General features: G+C 74.3%; 19 protein-coding genes. 10 read left to right on the top strand and 9 right to left on the bottom strand.

Translation table 11 applies throughout. From position 1 onward, the window contains the following. The first annotated feature begins 88 nt into the window (after positions 1-88). Positions 89-919, top strand: coding sequence for an SMP-30/gluconolactonase/LRE family protein (locus ABT263_RS31485; protein WP_352295546.1), 831 nt, complete (start codon positions 89-91; stop codon positions 917-919). Between the two features lie 83 nt (positions 920-1,002). Here the strand turns inward: ABT263_RS31485 and ABT263_RS31480 are convergent, their stop codons facing one another. Further along, positions 1,003-1,260 carry a hypothetical protein gene (locus ABT263_RS31480; RefSeq protein WP_352295544.1) on the bottom strand — a complete coding sequence of 86 codons (258 nt, stop codon included), beginning with the start codon at positions 1,258-1,260 and terminating at the stop codon, positions 1,003-1,005. Positions 1,261-1,552: 292 nt separating this feature from the next. On the opposite strand from ABT263_RS31480, the gene ABT263_RS31475 reads away from it, so the two are divergent. Next, positions 1,553-2,056 (top strand): cysteine/serine endopeptidase inhibitor, encoded by a 504-nt coding sequence (locus ABT263_RS31475; RefSeq protein WP_329486399.1) that lies wholly within the window; start codon positions 1,553-1,555, stop codon positions 2,054-2,056. A 57-nt stretch (positions 2,057-2,113) separates the two neighbouring features. Here ABT263_RS31475 and ABT263_RS31470 read toward each other — a convergent pair whose 3' ends face one another. Then, positions 2,114-2,290, bottom strand: a complete 177-nt coding sequence (locus ABT263_RS31470; RefSeq protein WP_352295542.1) for a hypothetical protein — start codon at positions 2,288-2,290, stop codon at positions 2,114-2,116. Between the two features lie 177 nt (positions 2,291-2,467). Between ABT263_RS31470 and ABT263_RS31465 the strand changes: the two genes are divergently transcribed. The 4 genes from ABT263_RS31465 to ABT263_RS31450 all read left to right on the top strand — a co-directional run bounded on the left by ABT263_RS31465 (position 2,468) and on the right by ABT263_RS31450 (position 6,060). Further along, positions 2,468-3,880 carry an NAD(P)/FAD-dependent oxidoreductase gene (locus tag ABT263_RS31465; RefSeq protein WP_352295540.1) on the top strand — a complete coding sequence of 471 codons (1,413 nt, stop codon included), beginning with the start codon at positions 2,468-2,470 and terminating at the stop codon, positions 3,878-3,880. A gap of 132 nt (positions 3,881-4,012) precedes the next feature. Continuing rightward, positions 4,013-4,969 carry a DUF6528 family protein gene (locus tag ABT263_RS31460; RefSeq protein ID WP_352295538.1) on the top strand — a complete coding sequence of 319 codons (957 nt, stop codon included), beginning with the start codon at positions 4,013-4,015 and terminating at the stop codon, positions 4,967-4,969. A gap of 231 nt (positions 4,970-5,200) precedes the next feature. Further along, positions 5,201-5,524 carry a hypothetical protein gene (locus ABT263_RS31455; RefSeq protein ID WP_329486396.1) on the top strand — a complete coding sequence of 108 codons (324 nt, stop codon included), beginning with the start codon at positions 5,201-5,203 and terminating at the stop codon, positions 5,522-5,524. Then, the gene (locus tag ABT263_RS31450; RefSeq protein WP_352295536.1) at positions 5,410-6,060 is read left to right on the top strand and encodes an acyl-CoA thioesterase; all 651 of its coding nucleotides are present in this window, start codon (positions 5,410-5,412) and stop codon (positions 6,058-6,060) included. Before ABT263_RS31455 ends, ABT263_RS31450 begins: the two co-directional genes overlap by 115 nt. A 457-nt stretch (positions 6,061-6,517) precedes the next feature. Here ABT263_RS31450 and manA read toward each other — a convergent pair whose 3' ends face one another. The 7 genes from manA to ABT263_RS31415 all read right to left on the bottom strand — a co-directional run bounded on the left by manA (position 6,518) and on the right by ABT263_RS31415 (position 16,858). Beyond that, positions 6,518-7,774, bottom strand: coding sequence for a mannose-6-phosphate isomerase, class I (gene manA, locus ABT263_RS31445; RefSeq protein WP_352295534.1), 1,257 nt, complete (start codon positions 7,772-7,774; stop codon positions 6,518-6,520). 33 nt (positions 7,775-7,807) lie between these two features. Further along, positions 7,808-8,797 (bottom strand): ROK family protein, encoded by a 990-nt coding sequence (locus tag ABT263_RS31440; protein WP_352295532.1) that lies wholly within the window; start codon positions 8,795-8,797, stop codon positions 7,808-7,810. Between the two features lie 140 nt (positions 8,798-8,937). After that, positions 8,938-11,988 (bottom strand): alpha-mannosidase, encoded by a 3,051-nt coding sequence (locus ABT263_RS31435; protein ID WP_352295530.1) that lies wholly within the window; start codon positions 11,986-11,988, stop codon positions 8,938-8,940. An 81-nt stretch (positions 11,989-12,069) separates the two neighbouring features. Further along, positions 12,070-13,383 carry a glycoside hydrolase 5 family protein gene (locus ABT263_RS31430; RefSeq protein WP_352295528.1) on the bottom strand — a complete coding sequence of 438 codons (1,314 nt, stop codon included), beginning with the start codon at positions 13,381-13,383 and terminating at the stop codon, positions 12,070-12,072. A 67-nt stretch (positions 13,384-13,450) separates the two neighbouring features. Then, positions 13,451-14,392, bottom strand: coding sequence for a carbohydrate ABC transporter permease (locus ABT263_RS31425; protein ID WP_502885892.1), 942 nt, complete (start codon positions 14,390-14,392; stop codon positions 13,451-13,453). Positions 14,393-14,396: 4 nt separating this feature from the next. Continuing rightward, the gene (locus tag ABT263_RS31420; protein WP_352295526.1) at positions 14,397-15,269 is read right to left on the bottom strand and encodes a carbohydrate ABC transporter permease; all 873 of its coding nucleotides are present in this window, start codon (positions 15,267-15,269) and stop codon (positions 14,397-14,399) included. A gap of 302 nt (positions 15,270-15,571) precedes the next feature. Beyond that, positions 15,572-16,858 (bottom strand): ABC transporter substrate-binding protein, encoded by a 1,287-nt coding sequence (locus ABT263_RS31415; protein ID WP_352295524.1) that lies wholly within the window; start codon positions 16,856-16,858, stop codon positions 15,572-15,574. 132 nt (positions 16,859-16,990) lie between these two features. Here ABT263_RS31415 and ABT263_RS31410 point away from each other — a divergent pair, with 132 nt between their 5' ends. From ABT263_RS31410 to ABT263_RS31395, 4 genes are all read left to right on the top strand, one after another. Next, positions 16,991-18,067, top strand: coding sequence for a LacI family DNA-binding transcriptional regulator (locus tag ABT263_RS31410; RefSeq protein WP_352295522.1), 1,077 nt, complete (start codon positions 16,991-16,993; stop codon positions 18,065-18,067). A gap of 386 nt (positions 18,068-18,453) precedes the next feature. Further along, complete coding sequence (locus ABT263_RS31405; protein WP_352295520.1) at positions 18,454-20,901, top strand: endo-beta-N-acetylglucosaminidase; 2,448 nt, start codon at positions 18,454-18,456, stop codon at positions 20,899-20,901. 103 nt (positions 20,902-21,004) lie between these two features. Next, positions 21,005-25,225 carry a glycoside hydrolase family 38 N-terminal domain-containing protein gene (locus ABT263_RS31400; protein ID WP_352295518.1) on the top strand — a complete coding sequence of 1,407 codons (4,221 nt, stop codon included), beginning with the start codon at positions 21,005-21,007 and terminating at the stop codon, positions 25,223-25,225. Further along, the coding region (locus tag ABT263_RS31395) for a DUF7158 domain-containing protein (RefSeq protein ID WP_352295516.1) at positions 25,222-25,820 on the top strand (599 nt) is incomplete at its 3' end. The genes ABT263_RS31400 and ABT263_RS31395, both read left to right, overlap by 4 nt.

The raw sequence follows: 25,820 nt of genomic DNA, 5'->3' as shown, positions 1-25,820 counted from the left end.
ACCCCGGCACCTGCCGATCCGGTCGGCGGGTGCGATGCTTCCGGGAGCCCGTCGCGTCGAGCCCGCCGTCCAGACCGAGGAGATGCCCATGCGTGCCGAACCCGTCGCCGACACCCCCTGCCTCACCCTCGGTGAAGGCCCGGTCTGGGATGCGGCCGCGCAGTCGATCCACTGGATCGGCATCCCGGACCGCGAGGTCCTCACCCTCCACCGTCCGAGCGGCCGGCTCGCGGTGCTCGAACTGGACGTCACCCCGGGCACGTTGATGCCGGCCGCGGAGGGCAGCCCGGTGCTCGCGACCGAGCGCGGGTTCGAGTCGCTGGACACCGCCACCGGCCGGACGGAGCTGCTCGCCGCCGTCGAGGCCGACCGGCCGGACCGCCGGATGAACGACGGGAAGCGGGACCCGTACGGCCGGCCGGTCGCGGGCACCATGCAGCGCACCGGGCCGCAGCAGCCGGGGCTGCTGTACCGGCTGGAGTCCGACGGCTCGGTGCGGCCGATCCTGGACGGCCTGGCCATCCCCAACGGCCTGGCCTGGCCCGAGCCGGACCGGCTCTGGCACATCGACACCCCGACCCGGCGGATCGAGTTCTACGAGTACCCCGAGCACGGCCCGGTCGGCCGCCGGATCCGTTCGCTGGACGTCTCCCACCTGCCGGGGATGCCCGACGGCATGACCCTGGACGAGGCCGGGAACCTCTGGGTGGCGTTCTGGGACGGCGGGGCGGTGCACTGCCTCTCGCCGGAGGGCCGGCTGCTGGACACCGTGGAGGTCCCGGCGCCGCGGACGACCAGCTGTGCCTTCGGTGGGCCGGGGCTGGACACGCTGTTCATCACCACCGCCCGGAGCGGGGAACACCCGCTCTCCGGGCGGCTGTTCGAGCTGGCCGCCCCGGGGGTGCGCGGCCGGGCCTGAGGGTGCCGGGGTGGGGAGTGCGGGAGTGCGGGAGTGTCGGGCGGCCGGTGCCGGGGCCGGCCGCCCGGTGCTGAGCGGATGGGTCAGGGCTGCCCGAGCAGGCGGGCGAAGTCCATCCCGAGGCTGCCGAGGACGGGCAGCGCGCCGAGGTCGGTGATGCCGCCGACCGGGATGACGTAGCCCTGGTTCACCTCCCGGGGCACGGCCGCCGCCGGGGTCGCGGTGGCGCCGGTCAGGACGGCCGCGCCCAGCAGGGCGGCGCCGAGGGTGGCGCTGCGGAGCGGAACGCGGAACGCGGGGCGGAGCGGGGTGCGGGACGGCGTGCGGGACGGGATGCGCAAGGGGGCCTCCGGGGAGTGGGACGCGTGAACTGACAACGCGTCGTCCGCTCTGCGGTCACGTATCGTCCCGCCTTCGGCCGCTTTCGTAAAGCTTCCTGCTTTGTGTTCATGACAACACATCAAAGGTATGGACCTCCCCTCGGCGTCCGGCATACGGTCCTTCCCTGGGTAGGTCGGACGTGCCCGAACTCCACTGCACCGCAAGCCGATTCGGCCTGCTCGGGAGCTTCCGCGGGGCCGCCGGCCCGCCCGTACTCGGTCATGCCGTCCGCACCGACAATCGGAGGGAACCATGCGAGTCGTCAAGAACCTCAGGATCCTGGCCGGCGCTCCGCTCGCCGCCGCCGCGCTGATCGCCCTGACCGCGGGTTCGGCCAGTGCCGCGATCCCGATCAACAAGCCGATGACCGGCAAGGCGACCTACTACAACGACGCCGGCTACGGCGCCTGCGGCACCCAGATCAACGCGTCCAACCAGATGCTGGTGGCGGTCTCGCACACCTGGTGGACTTCGGCGAATCCGAACAACGACCCGCTGTGCAAGGGCATCTCGGTCAAGGTGACCTATCAGGGCAAGACGGTCACCGTCCCGGTCCGGGACAAGTGTCCGTCCTGTGACTCCACGCACCTCGACCTGAGCCAGCCGGCCTTCGCCAGGTTCGCGCCACTGGGCCAGGGCGTGATCAACGGGCTCACCTGGCAGTTCGTCAAGGCCGGTTTCGCCGGGGAGACGATCCCGCTGTCGGCGCCCATCGAGGGCTCGACGATCGGCGCGGGAGCGGGCGCTTCGCGCTGACCCGCCGCGGGCCGGACCGGCCGGCGCCCTGCCGGCCGGTCCGGGGGCGGGCGGCCGTCACTTCGCGGTGACGCTCCGGCTGCGGCTGTCGAGCACGGCCAGGGCCACCTCGACGGCGTCCACTGCGCACCGGTGGTGCCCGGTGTGCGCGGCCGGGGCGGGCGGGCCGAGGGCGTCCTGGAGGATCCGTGCGAGCGCCGCCCGCTCCGGGGCGGTGATCTCGGGTGTCGACATGGTGGTAACTATAGTTACCGAAATGCTGTCAGGTAACCACAGTTGTCGACCGGGCCGGCGGCGGAGGCTCTGACACAGTGCAGGGCGGCGTGCGCGGATCCTGCCACCGTGTCGGTGGTCGCGGCGCACCGCCGCGGCATAGCGTCCGGGGAGACCACCGAGCGAAGGCAGGTTCCCGTGGACCGCACCGGCGACGAATCCCCGGCCGTCAACGGCCGCGTCTCCTTCTGGTATGCGCAGACCGGACTGCCCGAGCCCCGGCCCGCGCTGCCGGGCGACGCCGACGCGGACGTGTGCATCGTCGGTGGCGGGTACACCGGGCTCTGGACCGCCTACTACCTCAAGAAGGCCGACCCCGGACTGCGGATCACCGTGCTGGAGCGCCGGTTCTGCGGCTACGGCGCCTCGGGGCGCAACGGCGGGTGGCTCTACAACGGGTTCGCCGGCCGGTCGGCCTTCGCCCGCCGGTACGGGGCCGGGCCGGCCGCCGCGATGCAGCGGGTGATGGACGAGGCGGTCGGCGAGGTGGCCGACACCGTCGCCGCCGAGCGCATCGAGGCGGACCTCGTCCGGGGCGGTGTCCTGGAGGTCGCCCGGACCCCGGCCCAGCTGGCCCGGTTGCAGGCCTTCGCGGCGGCCGAGCGCTCCTTCGGCGCGGACCGCGTCCAGCTGCTGACCGCGGCCGAGACCGGTGAGCGCATCCGGATCGCCGGCACCCTCGGCGGCACCTGGACGCCCTACGGCGCGCGTGTCCAGCCCGCCAAGCTGGCCCGCGGGCTCGCCGAGGTGGTGGCGGGCCTGGGCGTCCGCGTCCACGAACGGACGCCGGTCACCGCCGTCGAGCCGGGCGGCCCCGGCCGCCGGGCCCGCGCCGTCACCCCGCACGGCACGGTCACCGCCGACCACGTGCTGCGCGCCACCGAGGGGTTCACCGCCGGGCTCCGGGGCGAGCGGCGGACCTGGCTGCCGATGAACTCCGCGATGATCGCCACCGAACCGCTGCCGGAGTCCTTCTGGGCCCGGACCGGCTGGACCGGCCGCGAAGTCCTCGGCGACTTCGCCCATGCCTACATGTACGCGCAGCGCACCGCGGACGACCGGATCGCGCTCGGCGGGCGCGGCGTCCCCTACCGGTACGGCTCGCGCACCGACGCGGACGGGACCACCCAGCCGGCCACCGTCCGGCAGCTGCGCGAGATCCTCGACAGCTTCTTCCCGGCCGCCGCCGGTGCCCGGATCGACCACGCCTGGGCCGGGGTTCTCGGCGTCCCCCGCGACTGGTGCGCCACCGTGGACCTCGACCGCGCCTCCGGGCTCGGCTGGGCCGGCGGGTACGTGGGCAGCGGGGTCACCACCGCCAACCTGGCCGGCCGCACCCTGCGCGACCTCGTCCTCGGCCGTGACACCGAGCTCACCCGGCTGCCCTGGGTCGGCCACCGGGTGCGCCGCTGGGAGCCGGAGCCGCTGCGCTGGCTCGGTGTGCACGCCCTCTACGCCGCGTACCACGCCGCCGACCGCCAGGAGTCCACCGGCCGGGCCACCGGCTCACCGCTCGCCCGGCTGGCGGACGCCGTCTCCGGACGGCACTGACCGAGGGGCGACCGAGCGGCCGTGCTCCCGGCGGCCGTTCGGGCGTGCCGCGGTGGCAGCGGCGGTCGCCACGACGCACGGTGGTCCCGGGGTCGAGACGGCGGAGGGACGGTGCGGGTGCGCAGGTGGCGAGTGGGACTGGTGGGGCTGGCCGTGTCACTGGGGCTCGGTGCGCCGACGGCCTCGGCCCTGCCGGTGCGGCCGGGCTGGGCGGTCGTGGTGGTGGACCAGGGATCGCGCAGCGTGCTCCTGCTGCAGAGCGCCGAGGAGCTGATGGCCTATCGGGGGCCTGGCCGGCTGCCGGTGGTGTGGTCCTGGAGCGCGGACCGCGCGGCGGACCTCGCCGATCTCACCCCGGCGCACAGCTGGTCGATGCCGGACGAGGCGAAGAGCCGGGTGCGCGGGGGGCGCCGCTACCTGCTGACCACCGCCAGCGGCGGGCTGGTGGCGGTGGTCGACACCGCGACCGGCGGCACCTACTGGGCCGCCGACACCGGCGGCGCCAACCCGCACAGCGTGGAGCTGCTGCCGGACGGCAACGTCGCCGTCGCGGCCAGCACGGGCGGGTGGGTCCGGCTCTACGCCGCTTCGCGGGGGCCGCGCAGCACCGTCCACGCGGTGTACCCGCTCAAGGGCGCGCACGGCGTCCAGTGGGACGGCCGCACCCGGCTGCTCTGGGCGGTGGGGGACGACGAACTCACCGCGCTCCGGGTGGGCGGCACACCGGCCGCGCCGGTGCTCACGGCCGCCCGGAGCATCCCGCTGCCGGAGCCGGGCGGGCACGACCTCGCGCCGGTGCTCGCCGCGCCGGGCCGGTTCTGGGTGAGCACCGCCGAGCACCTGTGGCAGTTCGACCCGGCCGGCGGGCGCTTCACCCGGGTGCGGTTCGCCGACGAGGCCGCGGAGCGTGACATCAAGAGCGTCGGCGACGAACCCGGCACCGGGCGGCTGCTCACCGCCGCCCCCGACCGTGCGGGGGCCTGCTCCTGGTGCACCTCCGTCCTGGCACTCCACGGTCCGGACGGTGCCCGGACCCTGCGCGGTACGCAGGTGTACAAGGCGCGCTGGTGGGCCAGTTGGAGTGGGTGACGGTCGCTCAGGGTGACGGCCCGGGGTGGCATTCGGCTGATGCGGCAGATTTTATGCCCCGGCAAACTACTCCAATGGTGGGCAGTTTCCCCTGCGGCCGCCCAAACCTCGTATGCGGTGCCCAGCCTGGGATAGCGTCCAGTGCACCGGGGGGTACCTCGCTTGCGTGTGTGCCGCACCGGTCCGTTCGAACGCATCCGACGAATGCCTCAGCTAATTCGGGAGAAACTCATGGGTAATAGCATTTCGGAAATCCGGCCGGTCGCCGTGGACGAGCTGCGGCTCGCCGTGGACTCCCTCGCGGCCTTCCCGGCCCGGGGCGGGGCCGGCGGCTCCGACGTCCCCGAGCGCCTGGCGGCGGTCGCCGACCTCTGCCGGGCCGTCGACGGGGTGCTGGACAGCCTGGTCGTCCAGGCTGCCGCCGAGGCCGCCGAGGAGGGGTGGACGGCGGCCCGGATGGCGTCCGAACACGCCGTTTACTACGCCCGGTTGCGGCGGGCGCTGCTGCCCGCCGGAGCGGGCGGCCAGGGCGATGCCGGGCTGAAGAAGCCGTGAGCGCGCCGCACTCCAACGCGCACGTCCTGACCTGCCCCACCCGGTGGAGCGACGTGGACGAGAACGGGCACATCAACAACGCCCGGCTGGTCTCCTACGTCCAGGAGGGGATTTACGACCTCTTCTGCCACCACAAGGTCGCCGTCCGGGAATCCCTCTTTCCGTCCGGATTCCTGATCGCACGGCACGAGATCGATTACCTGGAACAGTTGCACCACCAGCCGGAGCCATTGCTGGTACGGCTGACCGTGGAGCGGCTGGGCCGGAGTTCCGCGCATGTGGTGGTGAATGTCTGCCGCGATCCGCTCACCTATATGCGGGCGCGCACCGTGGTGGTCGCCCGGGACCGCGAATCGGGCCGTTCCCGTAAACTCAGCCAGTCCGAGCGCCGATTTCTCTCGGCGTTCGTCCCGGGCGAGGCGGTCGAGGCGCCGGCCTCGGCGCCGTCACAGCGGGTGCCGGTGTCGGCATCGCGCAGCCCGCTGCCCGGCTCGGCGCTCCGCGCCCGCCGACGCTGTCGCGCCTCGGCGCGCTGACGGCGGCGATGCCGGCACCGATGACGCTGCCGGCATCCAGCACATCCAGCACATCCAGCACATCCGGGGCGTCCGGGACCACGGACGCGTCCGGGACAGGGCCCGCGGGGCCGTAGGACGAGCATGACCCGCAGCGCGGGCGGGACCGGTGGGCGAGGCCGCGGCGGCCGGGCCCGCGGACACCGCCGGGCGCCCGGCCGGGCCGCGATCGTCGTGGCCGACGCGAGGACGGCGGGTACGGGGGCGGCCGCGGCGAGGACGGCGGCGGTGGGGTCGGCAGCGGCGGCAATGGCGCCGCCGACTGCGGAGCACCCGACCGGGACGCCGACCGGCTGCCGCGCTCCCCACACCCCGACGAGGCGGCGGCCGGAAGCGGCCGTGGGAGCCGCCCGGTGCTCACCCGGTGGGTCGTCCCGTGGGTCGTCCGGTGGGTCGTCCGGTGGGTCGCCCGCGCCGCTCAGCCGGTCGTGGCGCGGAACAGCTCCGCGCCGGCGCCCGTCAGGAGGACCGGTTCGCCGGTCGGCCGCAGGTAGGCCGATCCGCCCGGCCGCAGGTCGAGGGTGTGGCCCGCGGCGCTCCGCAGCCGGGCCCGCCCGGCCGTACAGAGCAGGATCTGCGGCGCGGCCAGGTCGATCCCGGTGGGGTCGGCGGTGGGCAGCAGCCGGGAGAGCCGGAACTCCTCGGCCGGCGACGGGAAGACCTCCTCGATCCCCCCACGGGCCGGTGAGCCGTCCGCAGGGAGCCCGGCGGCAGGGGAGGCGGTGAGCACGGGGGGCTCACCGGTCCGGAACGAGGTCACCGCCAGCAGCCCGTCCACGTCGATGTGCTTGCCGGTGAGGCCGCAGCGCAGCACGTTGTCCGAGTTGGCCATCAACTCGACGCCCAGACCGTGCAGATAGGCGTGCGGCACCCCGGCGTCCAGCGCCAGGGCCTGGCCCGCCCCGAGCCGGACGTGGTTCAGCAGCAGCGCGGCGACCAGGCCCGGGTCACCGGGGTAGTCCCGGGCCGCCCGCGCGTAGGCGGCGCAGGCGGCGGCGTACGGTCCGCCGCCGGCGGCGACCCGCCGCAGTGCCGCGCCCACGGTGGCGAGCTCGGCCGGCCCGGGGCGGACGTCCTCCAGGACGTGCCGCAGCATCGCGGGCAGCACCTCCTCGGCCGGCCGGTGGCGCAGCGCGGTGGCCCACGGGGTGAGCAGCGGGACGGCCAGTGCGTCCAGCAGCCCGGCCGTGGCGGGCGCCGGTCGGAACCCGCAGAGTGCCTCGAAGTCGCTGAGGGCGCAGATCAGTTCGGGCTTGTGACCGCGGTCCCGGAAGATCCGCCGCGGGGCGTCCCGGGGGATGCCGCGGGCCTCCTCGGCGGCGAAGCCGGCCTCGGCCTGCGCCCGGGTCGGGTGCACCTGGAGCGAGAGCGCCCGGTCGGCGGCCAGCACCTTGAACAGGAAGGGGAGTCGCGGCCCGAACCGCTTCACGGTGTCCGGCCCGAGCTCGCCGTCCGGGTCCTCGGCGATCAGCCGGTCCAGCGGGCGGGGGCCCGCGCCCGCGCCGTCGTCCCGCAGCGAGGGCGCGGACGGGTGGGCACCCATCCAGAGCTCGGCCTGCGGTTCGCCGGTGGGCGGGGCGCCGGTGAGCGCGGGGATGGCGGTGATGGACCCCCATGCGTAGCCGCGGACGGGGTTAAGGAGCGGGGCGAACGGGGGACGGGCGGGTGTGGGCATGCGGGGCCTCTCCTGAGGGGGCCGACGGGGCGGCTACAGCGGGCCCGGGGGTGCCTGACGCCCCGCCGGCGCCGGACGGCAGAGCGCCGCCGCGCCGATCAGGCCCGCGTCGGTGCCGAGTTCGGCGCGGCGGACGTCGAGGCCCCGGACGTAGGGCAGCGCCGCGTACCGGTCGAGGTGGCGGGCGAGCGGGTCGAACAGCGGGGCGCCGGCGGCGGCGACCCCGCCACCGATCACCACCCGGTCGAGGTCGACCAGGGCGGCGGTGGCGGCGATCCCGGCGGCCAGTGCCTGGGCGGCCCGGTCGAAGGAGGCGAGCGCGACCGGATCGCCGGCCAGCGCGTCGGCGGCGACGGCGCGCGCCGAGCGGTCCTCGCCCCCGTCCGACGGGCGCCAGCCCCGGGCCACGGCCCGCCGGGCGATCGCCGGACCGGAGGCGATCCCCTCCAGGCAGCCGCGCGAGCCGCAGGGGCAGGGGTCGCCGTCCAGGTCGACGCTGATGTGACCGAGGTGGCCCGCGTTGCCGCTGGGGCCGGGCCGCACCGCGCCGTCCAGGACCAGCCCGGCGCCGACCCCGGTGGAGACCACCAGGCAGAGCGCGTTGGCGGCGTCGCGCGCGGCGCCGCGCCACTGCTCGGCGGCCGCCATCGCGACGCCGTCCCCGGCCAGTGCCACCGGGACGGCCGCCCCGGCCACGGCGGGGTGCGCGGCGACTTCGGCGACCAGCGGGAACGCCCGCCAGCCGGGGATGTTGACCGGGCTGACGGTGCCGTGCCGCAGGTCCACCGGCCCGGCGCTGCCGATGCCGACGGCGGTCACCGCGGCCCAGCCGGACGCGGTGGCGAGCCGGTCGAGCACCTGGTGCACCACGGCCAGCACGGCCGCGCCGGACTGCGCGGCGGGAGTGGGCAGTTGGAGCCGGTGGGAGAGCTCCCCGCGTTCGTCGACGAGCGCCCCGGCGATCTTCGTCCCGCCGATGTCGAGGGCGGCGAACAGCGGGCGGACGGGCGGGGCGGCGGTCATCGCAGGGCTCCAGAACCGGGGACGGGGCCCCCGCCCGGGCGGGCGGGGGCACAGGGGCAGGGTAGGTCCGGCCCGGGCGGGCCCGCGGGACGCCCGGACGGACGGCGTCGGGCGGGCACCCGCCGGGCCGGACCGGGGCGTCAGCCGGTGGCGGCCGTCAGGCGCAGCGTGACCAGCTCGAACGGCCGCAGGGCCAGCTCGACGCCGTCGCCGCTCACCGTCACCGAGCCGCGGGTGCCGTCCCACGGCCGCTCCAGCAGGTCGCAGGGCACCGCCCCGGCCAGCGGGAACGAGGTCGTGAGCCGGCCCCGGGCGCGGCCGCCGTTGGCCTCGTAGACGCGGACGACCACGTCCCCGCTGCCGTCGTCGGCCAGCTTGACGGCGCTGACCACCAGGGCGTCCTCGTCCAGCTCCACCAGCGGCCGGACGGCGTCGGCGGTGCCGGTCACCCGCCGCTCGGGCAGGCTGATCAGGTAGCCCTCGCGGACGGCGTCGGCGATCCCGGCGCCCGGCACCAGGGCGTGCCGGAAGCGGTGCAGGCCCTGGTCGGTCTGCGGGTCGGGGAAGCGCGGGGCGCGCAGCAGCGAGAACCGCACCGTGGTCGTGGTGCCGCCGTCCGCCGCGCGGACCGTGCGGGTGACGTCGTGGCCGTAGGTGGAGGCGGTGACCAGCGCGACGCCCCAGCCCGGCTCGTCCAGGTGGACGAAGCGGTGGTTGCAGGCCTCGAACTTGGCCGCCTCCCAGCTGGTGTTGGTGTGGGTGGGCCGGTAGAGGTGGCCGAACTGGGTCTCGGCGGCGTACCGCTCGGTGTGCACGTCCAGCGGGAAGGCCGCCTTGAGGAACTTCTCCGTCTCGTGCCAGTCCACCTCGGTGTCGATGTCCAGCCGCCGGGCGCCCGCGCGCAGGGTCAGCGTCTGGACCACCGTGGAGGAGCCGAAGGAGCGGGCCACCCGGACGGCGACCGCGTCCGGTGCGGCGAGCGACACGGTGAGCGCGTCCACCCCGGTCAGGTCGGTGACGGAGTTGCGGTAGAACTGGTCCACGTCCCAGGCGTCCCACATGTTCGGGAAGTCCGGGTGCAGCTGGAGCAGGTTGGCGCGTTCGCCGGGGGCCACCGTCTCGCGCCCGGTGGCGAGGTCCACCGCCGAGACGACCAGGCCCTCGCCGTCCACCGTGACGGACAGCAGGCCGTTCTCCAGCACGAACCCGCCGCCCGCCCGCGCGGTGACCGCGCAGCCGTCCGCGGGTGCCGCCGAGGCCGGCGCGGCGCCGCCGGCGGGCGCCGCCGAGCGGGTGTGCGGGGCGCCGTTGAACACCAGCTCGCGCCCGCCCGCCCGGTCCCCGGCCAGGGCCTGCTGGGCCCGCTCGATCAGCGCCTCCAGCTCCTCGCCGAGCGCCGCGTACGTCGCCTCGGCCTCCCGGTGGACCCAGGCGATCGACGAGCCGGGCAGGATGTCGTGGAACTGGTGCAGCAGCACCGTCTTCCAGATCCGGTCCAGCTCCTCGTACGGGTACGCCAGCCCGGTGCGCAGCGCGGCGGTGGCGCACCACAGCTCGGCCTCGCGCAGCAGGTTCTCGCTGCGGCGGTTGCCCTGCTTGGTCTTGGCCTGGCTGGTCAGGGTGGCCCGGTGCAGCTCCAGGTACAGCTCGCCGACCCAGACCGGCGGGTTCGGGTACTCGGCCTCGGCCTTCTCGAAGAACTCGGCCGGCCGCTCCCAGCGGACCGTCGCCGAACCCTCCAGGTCCCGCAGCCGGGCCGCCTTGGCGATCATCTCGCGGGTGGTGCCGCCGCCGCCGTCGCCCCAGCCGGTCGGGGCGATCGAGTGCCGAGCCACGCCCTTGTCCTTGAAGTTCCGCGCGGCGTGCGCGATCTCCTTGCCCTTCATGGAGCAGTTGTAGGTGTCCACGGGCGGGAAGTGGGTGAAGATCCGCGTCCCGTCGATGCCCTCCCAGAGGAAGGTGTGGTGCGGGAACTTGTTGACCTGGCTCCACGAGATCTTCTGGGTCAGCAGCCACTTGGAGCCCGCGTTGCGGATGATCTGCGGCAGCCCGCCGGTGAAGCCGAAGGTGTCCGGCAGCCACGCCTCCTGGTTCTCGACCCCGAACTCCTTTAGGAAGAACCGCTTGCCGTGGACGAACTGCCGCGCCATCGCCTCCGAGCCGGGCATGTTGGTGTCGGACTCCACCCACATGCCGCCGGCCGGCACGAACCGGCCCTCGGCGACGGCCTTCTTGACCCGCGCGTAGACCTCGGGCCGGTGCTCCTTGATCCAGGCGTACTGCTGCGCCTGCGACATGGTGTAGACGAAGTCCGGCTCGTCCTCCAGCAGCGCCGTCATGTTGGCGGTGGTGCGGGCGACCTTGCGGACGGTCTCGCGCAGCGGCCAGAGCCAGGCCGAGTCGATGTGCGCGTGGCCGACCGCGCTGATCCGGTGCGCGGAGGGCACGGCCGGCGAGGCCAGCACGCCGGCCAGCTGCTCCCGGGCGGCGGCCGCGGTGCCGTTGACGTCCTGGAGGTCGATCGCGTCCAGCGACCGCTCGACGGCGCGCAGCACGTCCCAGCGGCGGGCGCCGTCGACCGGCAGCTCCTCCATCAGCTCGCCCAGCACCTCCAGGTCCATGACGAGCTGCCAGACCGTCTCGTCGAAGACCGCGAGGTCCATCCTGGCCAGCTTGTACTGCGGCCGGTCGCCGGCGGTGTCCTTGTCGCCGAGCTCGGTCGGCAGGAAGGGGTGGTAGTCGAGGATCACCGGGTTGGCGGCGGCCTCGACGTGCAGCAGCACCTGCTCGCCGCCGGCCGCGGGGGCGGCGATCCGCACCCACTGGTTCTGCGGGTTGAGGCCCTTCACCGGGCTGCCGTCCGGGCGGTAGACCAGGCCCTCGCACTGGAAGCCGGGCATGTTGGCGTCGAAGCCGAGGTCGATCAGCGCCTCGACGGTCCGCCCGGCCCACGCCTCGGGCACGGTGCCCGCGACGGTGATCCAGCTGGTGCTCCACGGGGCGCCCCAGGCGTCGCCGACGGCGATCGGGGTGCGCGGCGCGGCGAGGCCCTCGGCGACCGGGACGGGCTCGCCGGGCGCGGTCCAGACCGTGACCTCCAGCGGGACGGACTCCGGGTAGAGCGCCGGTCGGATGCGCTCCTCCAGGACGCGCTTGAGGCGGGACTCGACCAGGCTGCGGTCATCGTGCATGTCAGCAGGCTCCGTTGCGTGACTGAGGGGTGGTGACGGGGAGTCGGGGTGCGGCTTTCGCGAGGTCCGGGCGGTGGTTCGTCAGCGTACGTCGTCCGGGTGGACGACCTCGGTGATGCCCCGGGCGGCCAGGTGGGCGCGGTCCTCGGCGCGCTCGGCGAGCACCGCGGTCGGCCGGGCGCCGGCCTCGGCGAGGCGCATGAACGCCTCGAAGACGGTGCCGCCCGGGCCGCAGACCGAGCGCTTGGGCGAGGTGACGTCGTCGCCGGTGGCGACCACCACGGCGGTGGTGCGCGGCCGGGGCGGCCGCCGGTCGGTGCGCAGGTCCGCGACGGCGGCGGCGAGCCGGGCGCCGGCCGGCTTGACCCGGCGGTCGGTGGTGAGCAGGCCGAGGCTGTACTCCAGCTCGGGGAAGTCGGCCAGCGAGCGGTCGACGTCGTGCGAGCACCACCAGGTGACGCCCCAGAGGTCCGGGCAGTCCAGCACGGCCGCCACCGTGTCGCCGGTGAACCGGGCGGCGTCCTCGGCGGTGATGTGCGGGGCCGGCGCGCCGACCTCCTGCAGCCAGACCGGGCGGTGCGGGTCGTCCGCCCAGGCCTTGGAGAGCTCGACCAGGTAGGCGGCGTGCTGGGCGGTGGCGGTGGAGTGCGCCCCGTAGCGCTGGGCGGTGCCGTTGAACACCCAGGAGTGCACGGCGGTGGCGGCGCCGAGCCGGGCCGAGTGCCAGGGGGTGAACGGGTGCTCGTCCAGGTACCAGGCGGCGTCGTAGGAGGCGTGCAGGTGGAGCCGGCCGGGCGCGCCCTGCTCGCAGGCGGCGAGCATCCGGCGCAGCCAGGCGTCGACCTGCCCGGGGGTGGCCCGGTCCGGGTCGGGGTGCGGGTCGCCGGAGAACTGGTTGACCTCGTTGCCGACCGTCATGCCGAGGAAGTTGGGCCGCTCGTGCAGGGCCGCGGCCAGGGTGCGCAGGTAGGCGGCCTGGCCGTCGATCACGTCCGGGTCGGTGAAGAGGTTGCGGCGGTGCCAGGTCTGCGTCCACGAGGGCTGGAAGTCGAAGCTCGACAGGTGGCCCTGGAGGCCGTCCACCGCGACGTCCAGGCCGCGCTCGCCGGCCGCGTCCACCAGCTCGGTCAGCTGCTCGACGGCGCGCGGGCGGATCAGCGTCCGGTTCGGCTGGAAGACGGGCCAGAGCGGGAAGACCCGGACGTGGTCCAGGCCGAGCGCGGCGATCGAGTCGAGGTCGGCGCGGACGGCGTCGAGGTCGAAGTCGAGCCAGTGGTGGAACCAGCCTGCGCTGGGCGTGTAGTTGACGCCGAAGCGCGGGGCGGCGGGGGCCTGGGTGCGGTCCCCGGCCCGGTCCTGGACGCGGTCCTGCGGGCGGTCCTGAGCGGCGGTCATGCGCGGTGGGCTTCCTCGGTGGGTGCGGCCGTCGCGGGTACGGCGACGGGTCGGGCGGATGGCGCGGCTACCCCTTGACGGCTCCCTCCTCGACGCCCCTGAAGAAGAAGCGCTGGCAGACGCCGAACACCACGACGATCGGCAGGAAGGCGATCATGGTGCCGGCCGCGATCAGCCGGGGGTTGGCGCTGAACGTGCCGTTGAGGTACTGGAGTCCGACGGTGAGCGTGTACTTCTGCGGGTCGTTGAGCACGATCAGGGGCCAGAGGAAGTCGTCCCAGGCGCCGATGAAGGTGAAGATGACGATCACGCTGAGCATGCCGCGCACGTTCGGCAGGCCGATGTGCCACAGGCGCTGCCAGACGGAGGCGCCGTCCACCAGGGCGGCCTGGTCGAGTTCGGGCGGGACGGCCGCGAAGGCCGTCCGCATCAGCAGCACGTTGAGCATGGCGATCGCGCCGGGCAGGGCGACGCCGGTCAGCGAGTCGGCCAGGCCGAGGCTGCGGACCGTCACGTACTGGGAGACGATGGTGACCTCGCCGGGCAGGACCAGCGTGGCGAGGAAGAGGCCGAAGACCAGGCGGGCCCCGCGGAAGCGCAGTTTGGCCAGGGCGTAGCCGGCCAGGGTGGTGCCGACCACGTTGCCGAAGATCGCGATCGCGGCCACGACCAGCGAGTTGGCCGCGTACGTCCAGACCGGGATGGTGTCGGCGACCTTGCCGTAGTTGGCGAAGGTGAGGTCCTGCGGGAAGAAGCTCGGGTGCTTGGTGTAGACGTCCTCGCCCGGCCCCTTGAGCGAGGTGGAGAGCTGCCAGAGGAACGGGCCGATCACCAGCAGCAGGACGACCAGCAGGAGCAGGTAGCGCAGCGCGGTCTGGGCGGGGGAGGGGGAGTTGAAGCTCCGGGCGCGCCGGGCGGCGGCGGGGCGGTCCGCGGGCTCGCGGGGGGCGGGGACCGGCGCCGTGGCGGGTGCCTCGGCGGGCCCGGTGGGGGTGGCGGGTCGGGTCACGGGGTCAGTCCGCCTTCCGGTTCAGGCGCGTCAGGAGCAGCATCGGGCCGAGGGTGATGACGAACAGCAGCAGGCTGAGTGCCGAGGCGTAGCCCAGGTGGCCGGTGAAGCCGCGGCTGTACATCTGGATCAGCATCACCACCGACATGTCCCGGCCGCCGGGGCCGCCGGTGCCGTTGGAGAGCACGTACAGCTCGGAGAAGACGCGCAGCGAGGAGACCGAGATCAGGACCGAGATCAGCATCATGGTGGGGCGCACCCCGGGCAGGGTGACGTGCCAGAACCGGCGGAAGGCGCTCGCGCCGTCGACCGCGGCGGCCTCGTGCAGCTCGCGGCCGACGTTGGCCAGCGCCGACAGGTAGATCACCATGTAGTAGCCGAGGCCCTTCCAGGTGGTCAGCGCGATCGAGCTGAGCAGCAGCAGCCAGCGGTCGGTCAGGAACGCGACCGGGGAGTCGGCCAGCCCGGTCTGCTGCAGCAGGCCGTTGACCAGCCCGCGGTCGTCGAGCACCCAGCCCCAGATCAGCGCCACCACGACGGCGGAGGCGATCACCGGGGTGTAGAAGGCGGTGCGGAAGAAGGTGATGCCGGGCAGCTTGCGCTGCACCAGCAGGGCGAGCAGCAGCGGCAGGACGGTCAGCAGCGGGAGGCAGATCAGCAGGTAGACGATGCTGTTGAGCAGGGCGTCGGCCAACTGCTCGTCGCTGAGGATGCGTTCGTAGTTGGCGAGGCCGGTGAACCGGCCGCCGCCCAGGGGCTTGGCGTTGGTGAACGAGAGGATCACCGTGTTGATCGTCGGCCAGAGGTTGAAGACGACCAGCCAGATGATCGCGGGCCCGGCGAGCAGCCAGGGGGTGAACCAACGCCGGTGGGTCATACCGATGCCTTCCTGGGGCGGGGAGGGTGGGTCCCCGGGGGTGGTGCGGTGTGGGCCGGGGCCGTCGGGCCGGGGAGCCGCGGCGGGGGCTGCGGCCGGGGTGTCGCGGCCGGGTCCCGGCGGGCCGGGGGCGGTGCCGGCGGCCGGTGCGGGTGGTGCGGCCGGTGCGGGCGGTCGGGGGTGGCCGGTCGGTGCGACCGGTGCGACCGGTGCGGGCGGCCCCGGCGGGCGGCGGCTCCTGGGGGAGGACGCCGCCGCGCCACCGGTACGGGGTACGGCCGGGGGGCTCGTCCGGGGTCGGATCAGCCCTTGAGCAGCTGGTTGCAGCGCTCGACGGCGGTGTCCAGGGCCTGCTTCGAGGTCGCGTCGCCGCTGATCGCCAGGGCGATCTGCTGCTTGATGACGGTGCCCATCGCGTCGTCGACCTCGACCGGCTGGAGGATCTTCGCCTTGGCCAGCGAGGTGAACGCGACGACCTTGGCGTCACCGGCGTTGGTGCCGTCGCTCTTGCTGAAGAACGGGTCACCGGCGGACGCCTTGGTGGACGGGAAGATGCTGGTCAGGTGGGCGAACTTGGCCTGGTTCTCGGCGCTGGTGACCCAGCGGGCGAGGGCCACCGCGGCGGCCGGGTTCTTGCTGTTCCTCGGGACGGACAGGCCCTGGACGTAGAGCGGCGGCGTGCCCGTCGCGGGGGAGGAGACGATCTTCGGGGCGAGGGTCGGGTTGTCGGTCGCGACGCTGGTGATGAAGTTGGCGCCACCGGTGGTCCAGCCCGCGGTGCCGGCGTTGAAGAGCTTGGAGTTGCCGGCGTAGGTGTCGGTCAGGACGTCCTTGGGCAGCAGGCCCTCCTTGAACGCCGCGCGGTACTTGTCGAGCAGCGCGGCGGCCTCGGGGGTGTTGAAGGTGAAGGACTTGCCGTCGTCCGACATCACCTTGACGCCGGCGTTGACCAGGTCGCCGAGGCCGGGCTTGCGGCTCATCAGGTAGGTCGAGCCGTCAGACTTCTCCTTGAACACCCGCGCCTGGGCGATCAGTTCGTCCAGGGTGCCGGGAAGGGCCTTGGGATCCAGGCCGTTCTTCGTCAACAGCTCCGAATTCCAGTAGTTCACATCGGTGTTGAGGTACCAGGGGTAGCCGTAGGTGCCGTCCATGCCGCGGAAGCGGTAGGCGTCGACGCCGCCCGCGACGTACTCGTCGGCGAGCTTCGGGTCGGCCTTGGCGATGTCCAGCAGCTGGTTCTGCCTGGCCAGCGGGAGGGCGAAGTCCGGCGGGAGGTTGACCACGTCGGGCAGGCCGCCGGCCGCGGCCTGGCTGAGCACCTTGTCCGAGTAGCCGTCGCCGGGCTGGTCGAGCCAGTCGACCTCGACGCCCGGGTACTTCTGCTTGAAGCCGTCGATCACGCTCTGCATGTAATCGGTGAACTTCGGCTTGAGTGCCCAGGTCTGGAGCGAGACCTTGCCCTTGACGTCACCGGTGGCGGCCGCACTCGCCGCGGTGTCGTCGCTCTTGGTGTCGGAGCCGAGTCCGCAGCCGGTGAGCGTGGCGGTGGTGACCGCCGCCATCGTCAGTGCCGCCCAGATTCTTCGCATGAGGGTCTCCCGGTCCAGGGGGTGGGTGGGGGATTGTGCTGACGTACAGAACCTGACTTACTAAACCGGTCTAGCTGTTGCAGGGACTATGCTCCCGCCTAAACTTGGATGTCAAGAGAGGAGTCGGATTCTGTGGGCAGACCGACCATCGCCGACATCGCGCGCCAGGCCGGGGTCTCGAAGGGCGCGGTGTCCTTCGCGCTCAACGGGCGCCCCGGGGTGAGCGAGGCGACCAGGGCCCGGATCCTCCGGGTCGCCGAGGAGATGAACTGGCGGCCGCACAGCGCCGCCCGCGCCCTGGGCGGCGCCCGGGCCGACGCGGTCGGGCTGGTGATCGCCCGCCCCGCCCGCACCATCGGGGTCGAGCCCTTCTTCAGCCAACTGCTCTCCGGCCTCCAGGCGGTGCTCTCCGCCCACGCGGTCGCGCTGCACCTGATGGTGGTCGAGGACACCGCCGCCGAGATCGGCGTCTACCGGCGCTGGGCCTCCGAGCACCGGGTCGACGGCTTCATCGTGGTCGACCTCCAGGTGCGCGACCCGCGGCTGGAGGCGCTGGAGGAACTCGCCCTGCCCGCCGTGGTGCTGGGCGGCCCCGGCAAGGGCGGCGGGCCGCTGCGGATCTGGGCCGACGACCGGGAGGCGATGCTCTCGATCGTCGACTACCTGGCCGCGATCGGGCACCGCCGGATCGCCCACCTGGCCGGCCTGCCGCACTTCCAGCACACCCAGCGCCGGATCCGCGCCCTGCGCGACGCCTCCCGGCGGCTGGACCTGGAGGAGGCGGTCTCGGTGCCGACCGACTTCAGCGACGCCGAGGGCGCGGCCGCCACCCGGGCCCTGCTCTCCCGGCCCCGGCGGCCCACCGCGATCGTCTACGACAGCGACGTCATGGCGGTGGCCGGCCTGGGGGTGGCCGGCGAGATGGGCGTGGCGGTGCCCGGGGAGCTGTCGATCGTCTCCTTCGACGACTCGGTGCTCGCCCGGATCGTCCACCCGCCGCTGACGGCGCTCAGCCGGGACACCTTCGCGCTCGGCGAGCAGGTCGCGAGCAGCCTGCTCGCGGTGATCGACGGGACCGGCCCCGGCCGGGACCTGCAGATGCCCACACCGCGCCTCACGGTCCGCGAGTCCACCTCACCGCCGGGCCCCGAGTCACCCTCAGGGGTGGCTGTTGCCGGGGCCGTTGACAGTCGGTCTGAACCGGTTTAGCCTCGCAGCGCCGAGCCGGTCCGCTCGGCGCGCCACGGTGGGCGGGGAGTCGGGCGGCTCCCGGCCCCGGGCCGTCGCGGCCGGGGCGGCGGTGGCGTCGTGCCCGTGCTGCCCCGTGTGCCCCCTGGGCGGGAGCCGGTGCGCGGCCGTTCCGCCTTCCTCGTACCGCCGTTCCCCGTTCCGCTGTGCCTCGCACCGTCGGCCCCTCGGCCGTCCGGCACCGAGTGGGCCGGGGCCGGCCGGGCGGGGATTTCCCCGCGATCAGCGCCACCGCACCCGCGCCACCACGCCCACCCGCACCACCGCACGTACCTCGCACATGCATCCGGACCGCCCCTCGCGGGCGGCTCCGCCCCCACCCTCCTCCGCTCGATCGGAGCCACCGCATGTCACGACGTCTCCCCCTCCTGCTGAGCGCCGCCCTCGGGGCCGCCGTCCTCGGCGCCGCGCCCACCGCTCACGCGGATCCCGCTCCGGCACCGGCCACCCCGGCCGCCGCCGCGGCCACCGGCACCCAGCCCTACGCCTCCTACTGGTACCCGAACACCATCCTGAACTGGGACCCGGCCACCGACCCGGACGCCCGCTTCAACCGGTCCCGCGTCCCGCTCCGGCCGCGCACCAGCGACCCGGCGCTCAAGGCCAACCCCAACGCCCGGGCCGGCGAGGGCAAGGTGGCCTCGCTGGTCTCCTTCGGTCCGACCTCCAACAACCCCTCCCAGGGCTCGGCCGACCCGAACTACTACGCCTTCGGCTACTGGCAGTACGTCGACAAGCTGGTGTTCTGGGGCGGCTCGGCCGGCGAGGGCCTGATCCTCGCCCCCAACCCGACCGTCATCGACGCCGCGCACCGCAACGGCGTCAAGGTCTACGGCACCGTCTTCTTCCCGCCCGCCGCCTACGGCGGCCAGCTCCAGTGGGTCCGCGACTTCGTCCAGAAGTCCGGTTCCCGCTACCCGGTCGCGGACAAGCTCACCCAGGCCGCCCAGTACTACGGCTTCGACGGCTGGTTCATCAACCAGGAGACCGGCGGCGGGGATTCGGCGCTGGCCGGCGAGGTGCGCAACCTCATGCAGTACACCAAGGCGCAGACCGGCACCGAGTACATGTGGTACGACGCGATGACCGAGTCCGGTTCGGTGTCCTGGCAGAACGCGCTGACCTCCGCCAACGACTCCTTCCTCCAGGACGGCGCCAAGCGGACCTCCGACTCGATGTTCCTGAACTTCAACTGGAGCTCCGGCGGGCTGGATTCGTCCCGCTCGCTGGCCCGCGGCCTCGGCCGCGACGAGTACGACCTCTACTCCGGGATCGACACCGAGTCCAACGGTTACAACACCGGCGTCGACTGGAACGCGCTCTTCCCGGCCGGCAAGGCGCACACCACCTCGCTCGGGCTCTACCGTCCCGAGTGGACGTGGAAGTCCGCCACCGACCGCGCCGACTTCTACGCCAAGGACTCCCGCTACTGGGTCGGCGCCAACAACGACCCGTCGAACACCGCCACGTCGTCGAGCTGGAAGGGCCTGTCGACCTACATAGCCGAGTCCTCGCCGATCACCGCGAAGCCCTTCGTCACCAACTTCTCCACCGGTCAGGGCGACTTCTACAACGCCGGTGGCGGCCGGGTCGCCACCGGCGGCTGGAACAACCTCTCGCTCCAGGACGTCCCACCGACCTACCGCTGGCTGGTCGGTTCCAGCGGCACCAAGCTGACGCCGTCCGTCGACTTCACCGACGCCTACGAGGGCGGCTCCTCGCTGCGGCTCAGCGGCAAGCTGGACGCCACCAACACCGTGCGCCTCTACCAGAGCAGGCTGCCGGTCGCGGCGGACAGCAAGCTCTCGCTGGTGCTCAAGACCCCGGCCGCCGGGGCGACCGGGTTGAAGGCCGCGATCTCCTTCACCGACGCACCGGGCACCTTCACCACCGTCGACGTCGGCGCGAACTCCGGTGCCGGGTGGGAGCGGCACACCCTCGACCTCTCCGCCTACGCCGGCCGCACCATCGCCCAGATCGGCCTCCAGGTCGAAGGCTCCAACCCGGCCTACGACCTGAGGGTCGGTCAGCTGGCCGTCTACGACGGCGCGGTGGACGCGCCCGCCGCGCCGAGCGGCCTCACCGTGCTCGGCGCCAGTGACGTGGTGGCCGGCTCCAGCCAGTCGCTGCGGCTCTCCTGGACGGCCTCGGCGAGCGGCTCGGTGCACCACTACGAGCTGTACCGGCGCAACGCCGACGGCAGCCGCAGCTACCTCGGCGCGACGCCGTCCGACGCCTACTTCGTCAACAAGCTGGAGCGGGCCGGGACGGAGAGCGCCACCACCGTCGAGGTGGAGGCGGTCTCCACCGAGTACGGCCGCTCCGCCGCCGCCACCACCACGGTCTCCTGGACGGGCACCCCGCCGGTCGGCGGCAACCTGGCACTGAACCGCCCGGCCACCGCCTCCGGCCAGTGCAACGGCAACGAGACCCCGGCCAAGGCCGTCAACGGCACCGTGAACGGCGGCAACGGCGACAAGTGGTGCACCACCACGTCGGCCAAGTGGCTGGAGGTCGACCTCGGTTCGGCCAAGCCGCTGAGCAGGTTCGTGGTGAAGCACGCCTCGGCCGGGGGTGAGAGCCCGGCGTACAACACCCGGGACTTCACCATCCAGGTGCGCGACTCCACCGCCGACGCGTGGACCACCGTCGCCACCGTCACCGGCAACACCGCCGGGACCACCACCCACCCGGTGAGCACCACGGCCCGCTACGTCCGGCTCTCGGTGACCAAGCCCACCCAGGGCACCGACCCCGCCGCCCGGATCTACGAGTTCGAGGCCTGGGGCGCGTAGGGCTCTTCCGACGGTTCCCGCCGCGCGCTGATGCGACGGGAACCGTCGGGCCAGACCCGGTCCCGGCTCCCGACCCGCTCCGTCTTCCGAAAGGACCCACCCCGTGCCGGTCACCATCACCGCCGTCGAGAGCACGGACCTCTTCACCGGCCCCGAGGACGCGCCGCGCCAGCTGCTGCGCGTGACCCTCGACGGCCCGCCCGCCCGGATCACCGTCACCGGCCCGGGCGTACGCGGCGAGGAGGCCGGCACGGGGCTGGTCGAAGTCCCCCTGGAGATCACCGGCGCCGAGCCCGGGGCCCGGATCCCGGTCCTGGTGACCGCGGCGACGGACGGCGTCACCGCGACCGCCGAGGCCGTCGTCGAGGCGGCCGAACCCGGCTGGACGATGTACCTGGTCTCGCACTTCCACTACGACCCGGTCTGGTGGAACACCCAGGCCGCCTACACCTCGCCCTGGGAGCTGCTCTCCGCCGACGCGACCACCCGGCCGCTCTGGGAGCGCAACGGCTTCGCGCTCGTCGACGCGCACCTGGACCTCGCGCTGCGTGACCCGGTCTACCGGTTCGTACTCGCCGAAGTCGACTACCTGAAGCCCTACTTCGACCAGCACCCGGAGCGCCGCGCGGCGCTGCGGCTGCTGCTGGAGCGCGGTCAGGTGGAACTGGTCGGCGGCACCTACAACGAGCCCAACACCAACCTCACCGGTGCCGAGACCACCATCCGCAACATCGTCTACGGCATCGGCTACCAGCGCGACATCCTCGGCGGCGACCCGCGGACCGCCTGGCAGCTGGACGTGTTCGGCCACGACCCGCAGTTCCCCGGCCACCTCGCGGCCGCCGGGCTCACCGGCAGCGCCTGGGCCCGCGGCCCGTTCCACCAGTGGGGCCCGATCCAGAAGAACTTCCGCGAGGCCAAGGACGACGCCCGGGTGATGCAGTTCCCGAGCGAGTTCGAGTGGATCGCGCCCTCCGGCGACGGCGTGCTCACCCACTACATGCCGCACCACTACTCGGCCGGCTGGTGGATGGACTCCTCCGCCGACCTCGCCACCGCCGAGCAGGCCGTCTACGAGCTGTACCGCAAGCTCAAGCCGGTCGGCGCGACGAAGAACCTGCTGCTGCCCGTCGGCACCGACTACACCCCGCCGAACAAGTGGGTCACCGAGATCCACCGCTCCTGGGCGCGCAAGTACCTCTGGCCGCGGTTCGTCTGCGCCACCCCGCGCGACTTCCTGGACGCCGTCCGCGCCGAGCTGGCCGCCACCGGCCGCCGGCCCAGCCCGCAGACCCGGGACATGAACCCGGTCTACACCGGCAAGGACGTCTCCTACATCGACACCAAGCAGGCCCAGCGGGCCGCCGAGGTCGCCGCCGTCGACGCCGAGAAGCTCGCCACCCTGGCCACCGTGCAGGGGCTCGGCCGCTACCCGGGGGCCGCGCTGGACAAGGTCTGGCGCCACCTCGCCTACGGCGCCCACCACGACGCGATCACCGGCTCGGAGTCCGACCAGGTCTACCTCGACCTGCTCGGCGGCTGGCGCGAGGCGTACGACCTGGCGGCGGACGTCCGGGACCGGTCGCTGGACGCGCTCACCGGCCGGATCGACACCGCCGGCATCGGTTCGGCCGTCGTCGTCACCAACACCCTCTCCTTCGACCGCACCGACCTGGTCGCCGTCCGGCTGCCGCGGGGGCGCTCCCGGGCCGTCCTCGTCCTGGACGACACCGGCGCCGTGGTCCCCAGCGCCGTGGACCGCGGCACCCTGCGCTTCCTGGCCGCCGGGGTGCCCGCCCTGGGCTGGCGCACCTGGCGGCTGGTCCCCTCCGCCGACGGGGTCGAGGACACCGCCTGGTCGCGTGCCGAGGGCCACACCGTCGCCAACGCCCGCTACCGGGTGACCGCCGACCCGGCCCGGGGCGGCGCACTGACGTCCATTCAGGATCTTTCGCACGAGAGGGAGTTGATCCAGAACGGCCGGATCGGCAACGAGCTGCGGGTGTATGAGGAGTACCCGCAGCACCCCGACTTCGGCGAGGGCCCGTGGCACCTCGTCCCCAAGGGGCCCGTCCTGGGCTCCGGCGGGCAGCCGGCGAGCGTGCGCCGCGAGACCGGCCCGCTCGGTGAGCGGCTGGTGATCGCCGGCACCGTGGACGGCGTCCGGTACGAGCAGACCGTGACGCTCTGGCGGGGCGTCGACCGGGTCGACTGCCGGACCAGGGTGGTCGACTTCTCCGGCGCCGACCGCCTGCTGCGGCTGCGCTTCCCGGTCGACCTGCCCGGCGCGCTGCCGGTCAGCGAGGTCGCCGACGCGGTGGTCGGGCGCGGTTTCGCGCTGCCCGACGTGGACTCCGCCGAGGCGCCCTGGACCCTGGACAACCCGGCCAACACCTGGTTCGGCCTGGGCTCCACCGCCCGGGTCGCCCTGACCGACCCGGCCGGCGCGCCGCTCGGCGAACGCGCCCTCGGCGTCGCCGAGGTGATCACTCCCGACCTCGACTCCGCCGCCGACGCCCGCGACCTGGTGGTCGCGCTCGCCCGGATCGGCGTCACCGCCACCACCTCCGGCGCCGACTGGGCCCGCTACGGCTGGCTGGACGTCGACTCCAATCTGCCGGACTTCCGGATCGTCCTCGGCGGACCGGAAGGCAATGCCGCCGCCCGGGAGCTGATCGAGCGGGCGGGCGAGGAGTACGCCACCGTGCTCAGGACGCACGGCGCCGTCTGGGTGCCCGCGCTGACTCCGCTGGCCGAGGTCTGGCAGCCCGGCGCCGACCTGCGCGACCTGCGGGCGCTGCCCGCCCTGGTGGTGACCGACCCGGCCGCGCTGGTCCACGACCTCGCCGACGCCCGGATCACCGCCGTCTGCCCCGGAACGCTCCACCCGGCGGAGCGGCTCACCGACCACAGCGTCGGACTGCTGAGCTTCGGCCTGCCCGGCTTCGCGGTCGACGCCACCGGCGCGCTGCACCTCTCGCTGATGCGCTCCTGCACCGGCTGGCCCTCCGGCGTCTGGATCGACCCGCCCCGGCGCACCCTGCCCGACGGCGCGTCCTTCCAACTCCAGCACTGGACGCATGAGTTCAGCTACGCGCTGGTCGGCGGCGCGGGGGACTGGCGGGCCCAGGCGCTGCCCGCCCAGGGGCAGGAGTTCAACCACCCGCTGTACGCCCGGATCGCCCCCGCACGGAAGGGGCCGTTGCCCGCCACCCTCTCCTGGCTGCGGGTCGAACCCGCCCGGGAGGTGCTGCTGGGCACCCTCAAGCCGACCGGCAACCCGATCGCGCACGGCTCGGCCGCCGGCCCGGGCGACGGCCGACTCACCGTCCGGCTGGTCGAGTCCACCGGCCTGGGCCGCACCGCCACCCTCGGCGGCGCCCTCGGGCTGACCGACCCGCACCGCGCCGACCTGCTGGAACGGCCGCTGGACTCCGTCGACGGGGCCCTGGGCCTCGCCGGTTCGCAGATCGCCACCGTGCTGGCCCGGCCGAGCGTGGCCGCCGACCCGGCCGGCCCGGTGCTCGGCGCGGTCGCCGAGGTCGCCCAGCCGGTCCACGCCCGCTACTGGCTGCACAACCGGGGCCCGGCGCCGCTCGGTTACCTCCCGGTGTCGGTCGGCGTCTCGCCCGGCCTGCTGCGGACGGCCGGGCCGGGTGAGCCGGTCGAGCTCTCCATCGCCCTCTCCTCCCAGCTGCGGGACGCCGCGGTGGAGGGCGCCGCGCTGGTCCTGCCCCCCGAGGGCTGGACGGCGAGCCTCGGCGCCCGCCCCTACCGCCTGGAGCCGGGCGGACACCTGCGCTTCCCGGTCACGCTCACCCCGCCGGCGGCGGTCGAACCCGGGTTGTACTTCGCCGCCGTCCGGATCACGCACGAGGACCAGCGGATCGAGGACGTCGTCACCCTCGCCGTCGGCGAGCTCCCCGGCCTGCTGCCCGCCCCCGGGGAGACGCCCGAGGACTGGACCGCCGCCCAGGGCACCGAGTCCATGGAGGGCCGCGACACCGGTCTCACCGTGACGGTGGCGGAGGAGCGGCTGCGGCTGGCCTCCGGTGGGCGGGCCATCCTCGCCGTCCGGCTCGCCAACCGGACCCGCGGCGAGATCCGGGGCGAACTCCAGCTGGTCTCACCCTGGGGGACGTGGGAGGCGGTCGGCGCCCCCGTCCGCGGCTTCACCCTCGCCGCCGGCGCCACCGAGACCGCCGCCTTCGAGCTCGCGGCTCCGGAGGACGCCGAGCCGGGTGCCTCCTGGGCGCTGGCCAAGGTGATGTGGTTCGGCCGCTGCCAGTACTCCCCGGCCGTCGCCCTGGTGGTGGAGCCGTGACCGCCGGGGCCCCGGTGGCCGGCGCCCTCGGTCTGCTCGACGGCCGCCCGCTGCCGCGCACCGAACTCGACCGCCGCCTCGCCGCCCTGCGGTCCGGCCCGCGCTCCGCCGCCCTGCCGCGGCCCGGCAGCTCCGAGGACCGCCAACTCGCCCGCTGGGTCGCCCAGGTGGTGCTGACGGAGGAGCTGTGCTCCACCGTGTGTGCCGAGCGCGGGCTGCCGCTCGGCGCCGACACCCCCGCCCGCCTCGACCAGCAGGCCGCCGTCGAACTCGGGTCGATCACGGCCGCCGCGTACGAGGGAAGCGCGGCCGTCCGGGCGGTCTTCGAGGCCGTCACGGCCGACGTCCGGCCCCGGGCGGACGAGGCGGCCCACTACCGGGCGATGACCGCCGACCGCCCCGCTCCCGCCCTCTGGCGGCTCGGCTTCCCCGACGGCGGCGGCTGCGAGGCCGACCCGGCGACCCTCCCGCTCGCCCTAGCCGAGGCCCTGCGCGCCGCCGGGCCGGGCGCCTGGGTCACGGCGGGGGGGGGGGGGGGGGGCCCCCACCCCCCGCCCCCCCCCCGGGGGGGGGCCGCGGCCCCCCCCCCCCCCCG

It is taken from the genome of Kitasatospora sp. NPDC001603, from assembly GCF_040298365.1.
Classification (GTDB): domain Bacteria; phylum Actinomycetota; class Actinomycetes; order Streptomycetales; family Streptomycetaceae; genus Kitasatospora.
Note: the sequence above shows the minus strand (reverse complement) of the source record. Positions and strands in the feature narration are given on the sequence as shown.

What these genes read in the sequence shown, in the direction of transcription:
- ABT263_RS31475 (WP_329486399.1), top strand. Translation starts at nt 1,553, where the DNA reads ATGCGAGTCGTCAAGAACCTCAGGATCCTGGCCGGCGCTCCGCTCGCC.
- ABT263_RS31405 (WP_352295520.1), top strand. Translation starts at nt 18,454, where the DNA reads ATGTCACGACGTCTCCCCCTCCTGCTGAGCGCCGCCCTCGGGGCCGCC.
- ABT263_RS31435 (WP_352295530.1), bottom strand. Translation starts at nt 11,988, where the DNA reads ATGCACGATGACCGCAGCCTGGTCGAGTCCCGCCTCAAGCGCGTCCTG.
- manA (WP_352295534.1), bottom strand. Translation starts at nt 7,774, where the DNA reads ATGCCCACACCCGCCCGTCCCCCGTTCGCCCCGCTCCTTAACCCCGTC.
- ABT263_RS31470 (WP_352295542.1), bottom strand. Translation starts at nt 2,290, where the DNA reads ATGTCGACACCCGAGATCACCGCCCCGGAGCGGGCGGCGCTCGCACGG.
- ABT263_RS31430 (WP_352295528.1), bottom strand. Translation starts at nt 13,383, where the DNA reads ATGACCGCCGCTCAGGACCGCCCGCAGGACCGCGTCCAGGACCGGGCC.
- ABT263_RS31420 (WP_352295526.1), bottom strand. Translation starts at nt 15,269, where the DNA reads ATGACCCACCGGCGTTGGTTCACCCCCTGGCTGCTCGCCGGGCCCGCG.
- ABT263_RS31415 (WP_352295524.1), bottom strand. Translation starts at nt 16,858, where the DNA reads ATGCGAAGAATCTGGGCGGCACTGACGATGGCGGCGGTCACCACCGCC.
- ABT263_RS31455 (WP_329486396.1), top strand. Translation starts at nt 5,201, where the DNA reads ATGGGTAATAGCATTTCGGAAATCCGGCCGGTCGCCGTGGACGAGCTG.
- ABT263_RS31485 (WP_352295546.1), top strand. Translation starts at nt 89, where the DNA reads ATGCGTGCCGAACCCGTCGCCGACACCCCCTGCCTCACCCTCGGTGAA.
- ABT263_RS31440 (WP_352295532.1), bottom strand. Translation starts at nt 8,797, where the DNA reads ATGACCGCCGCCCCGCCCGTCCGCCCGCTGTTCGCCGCCCTCGACATC.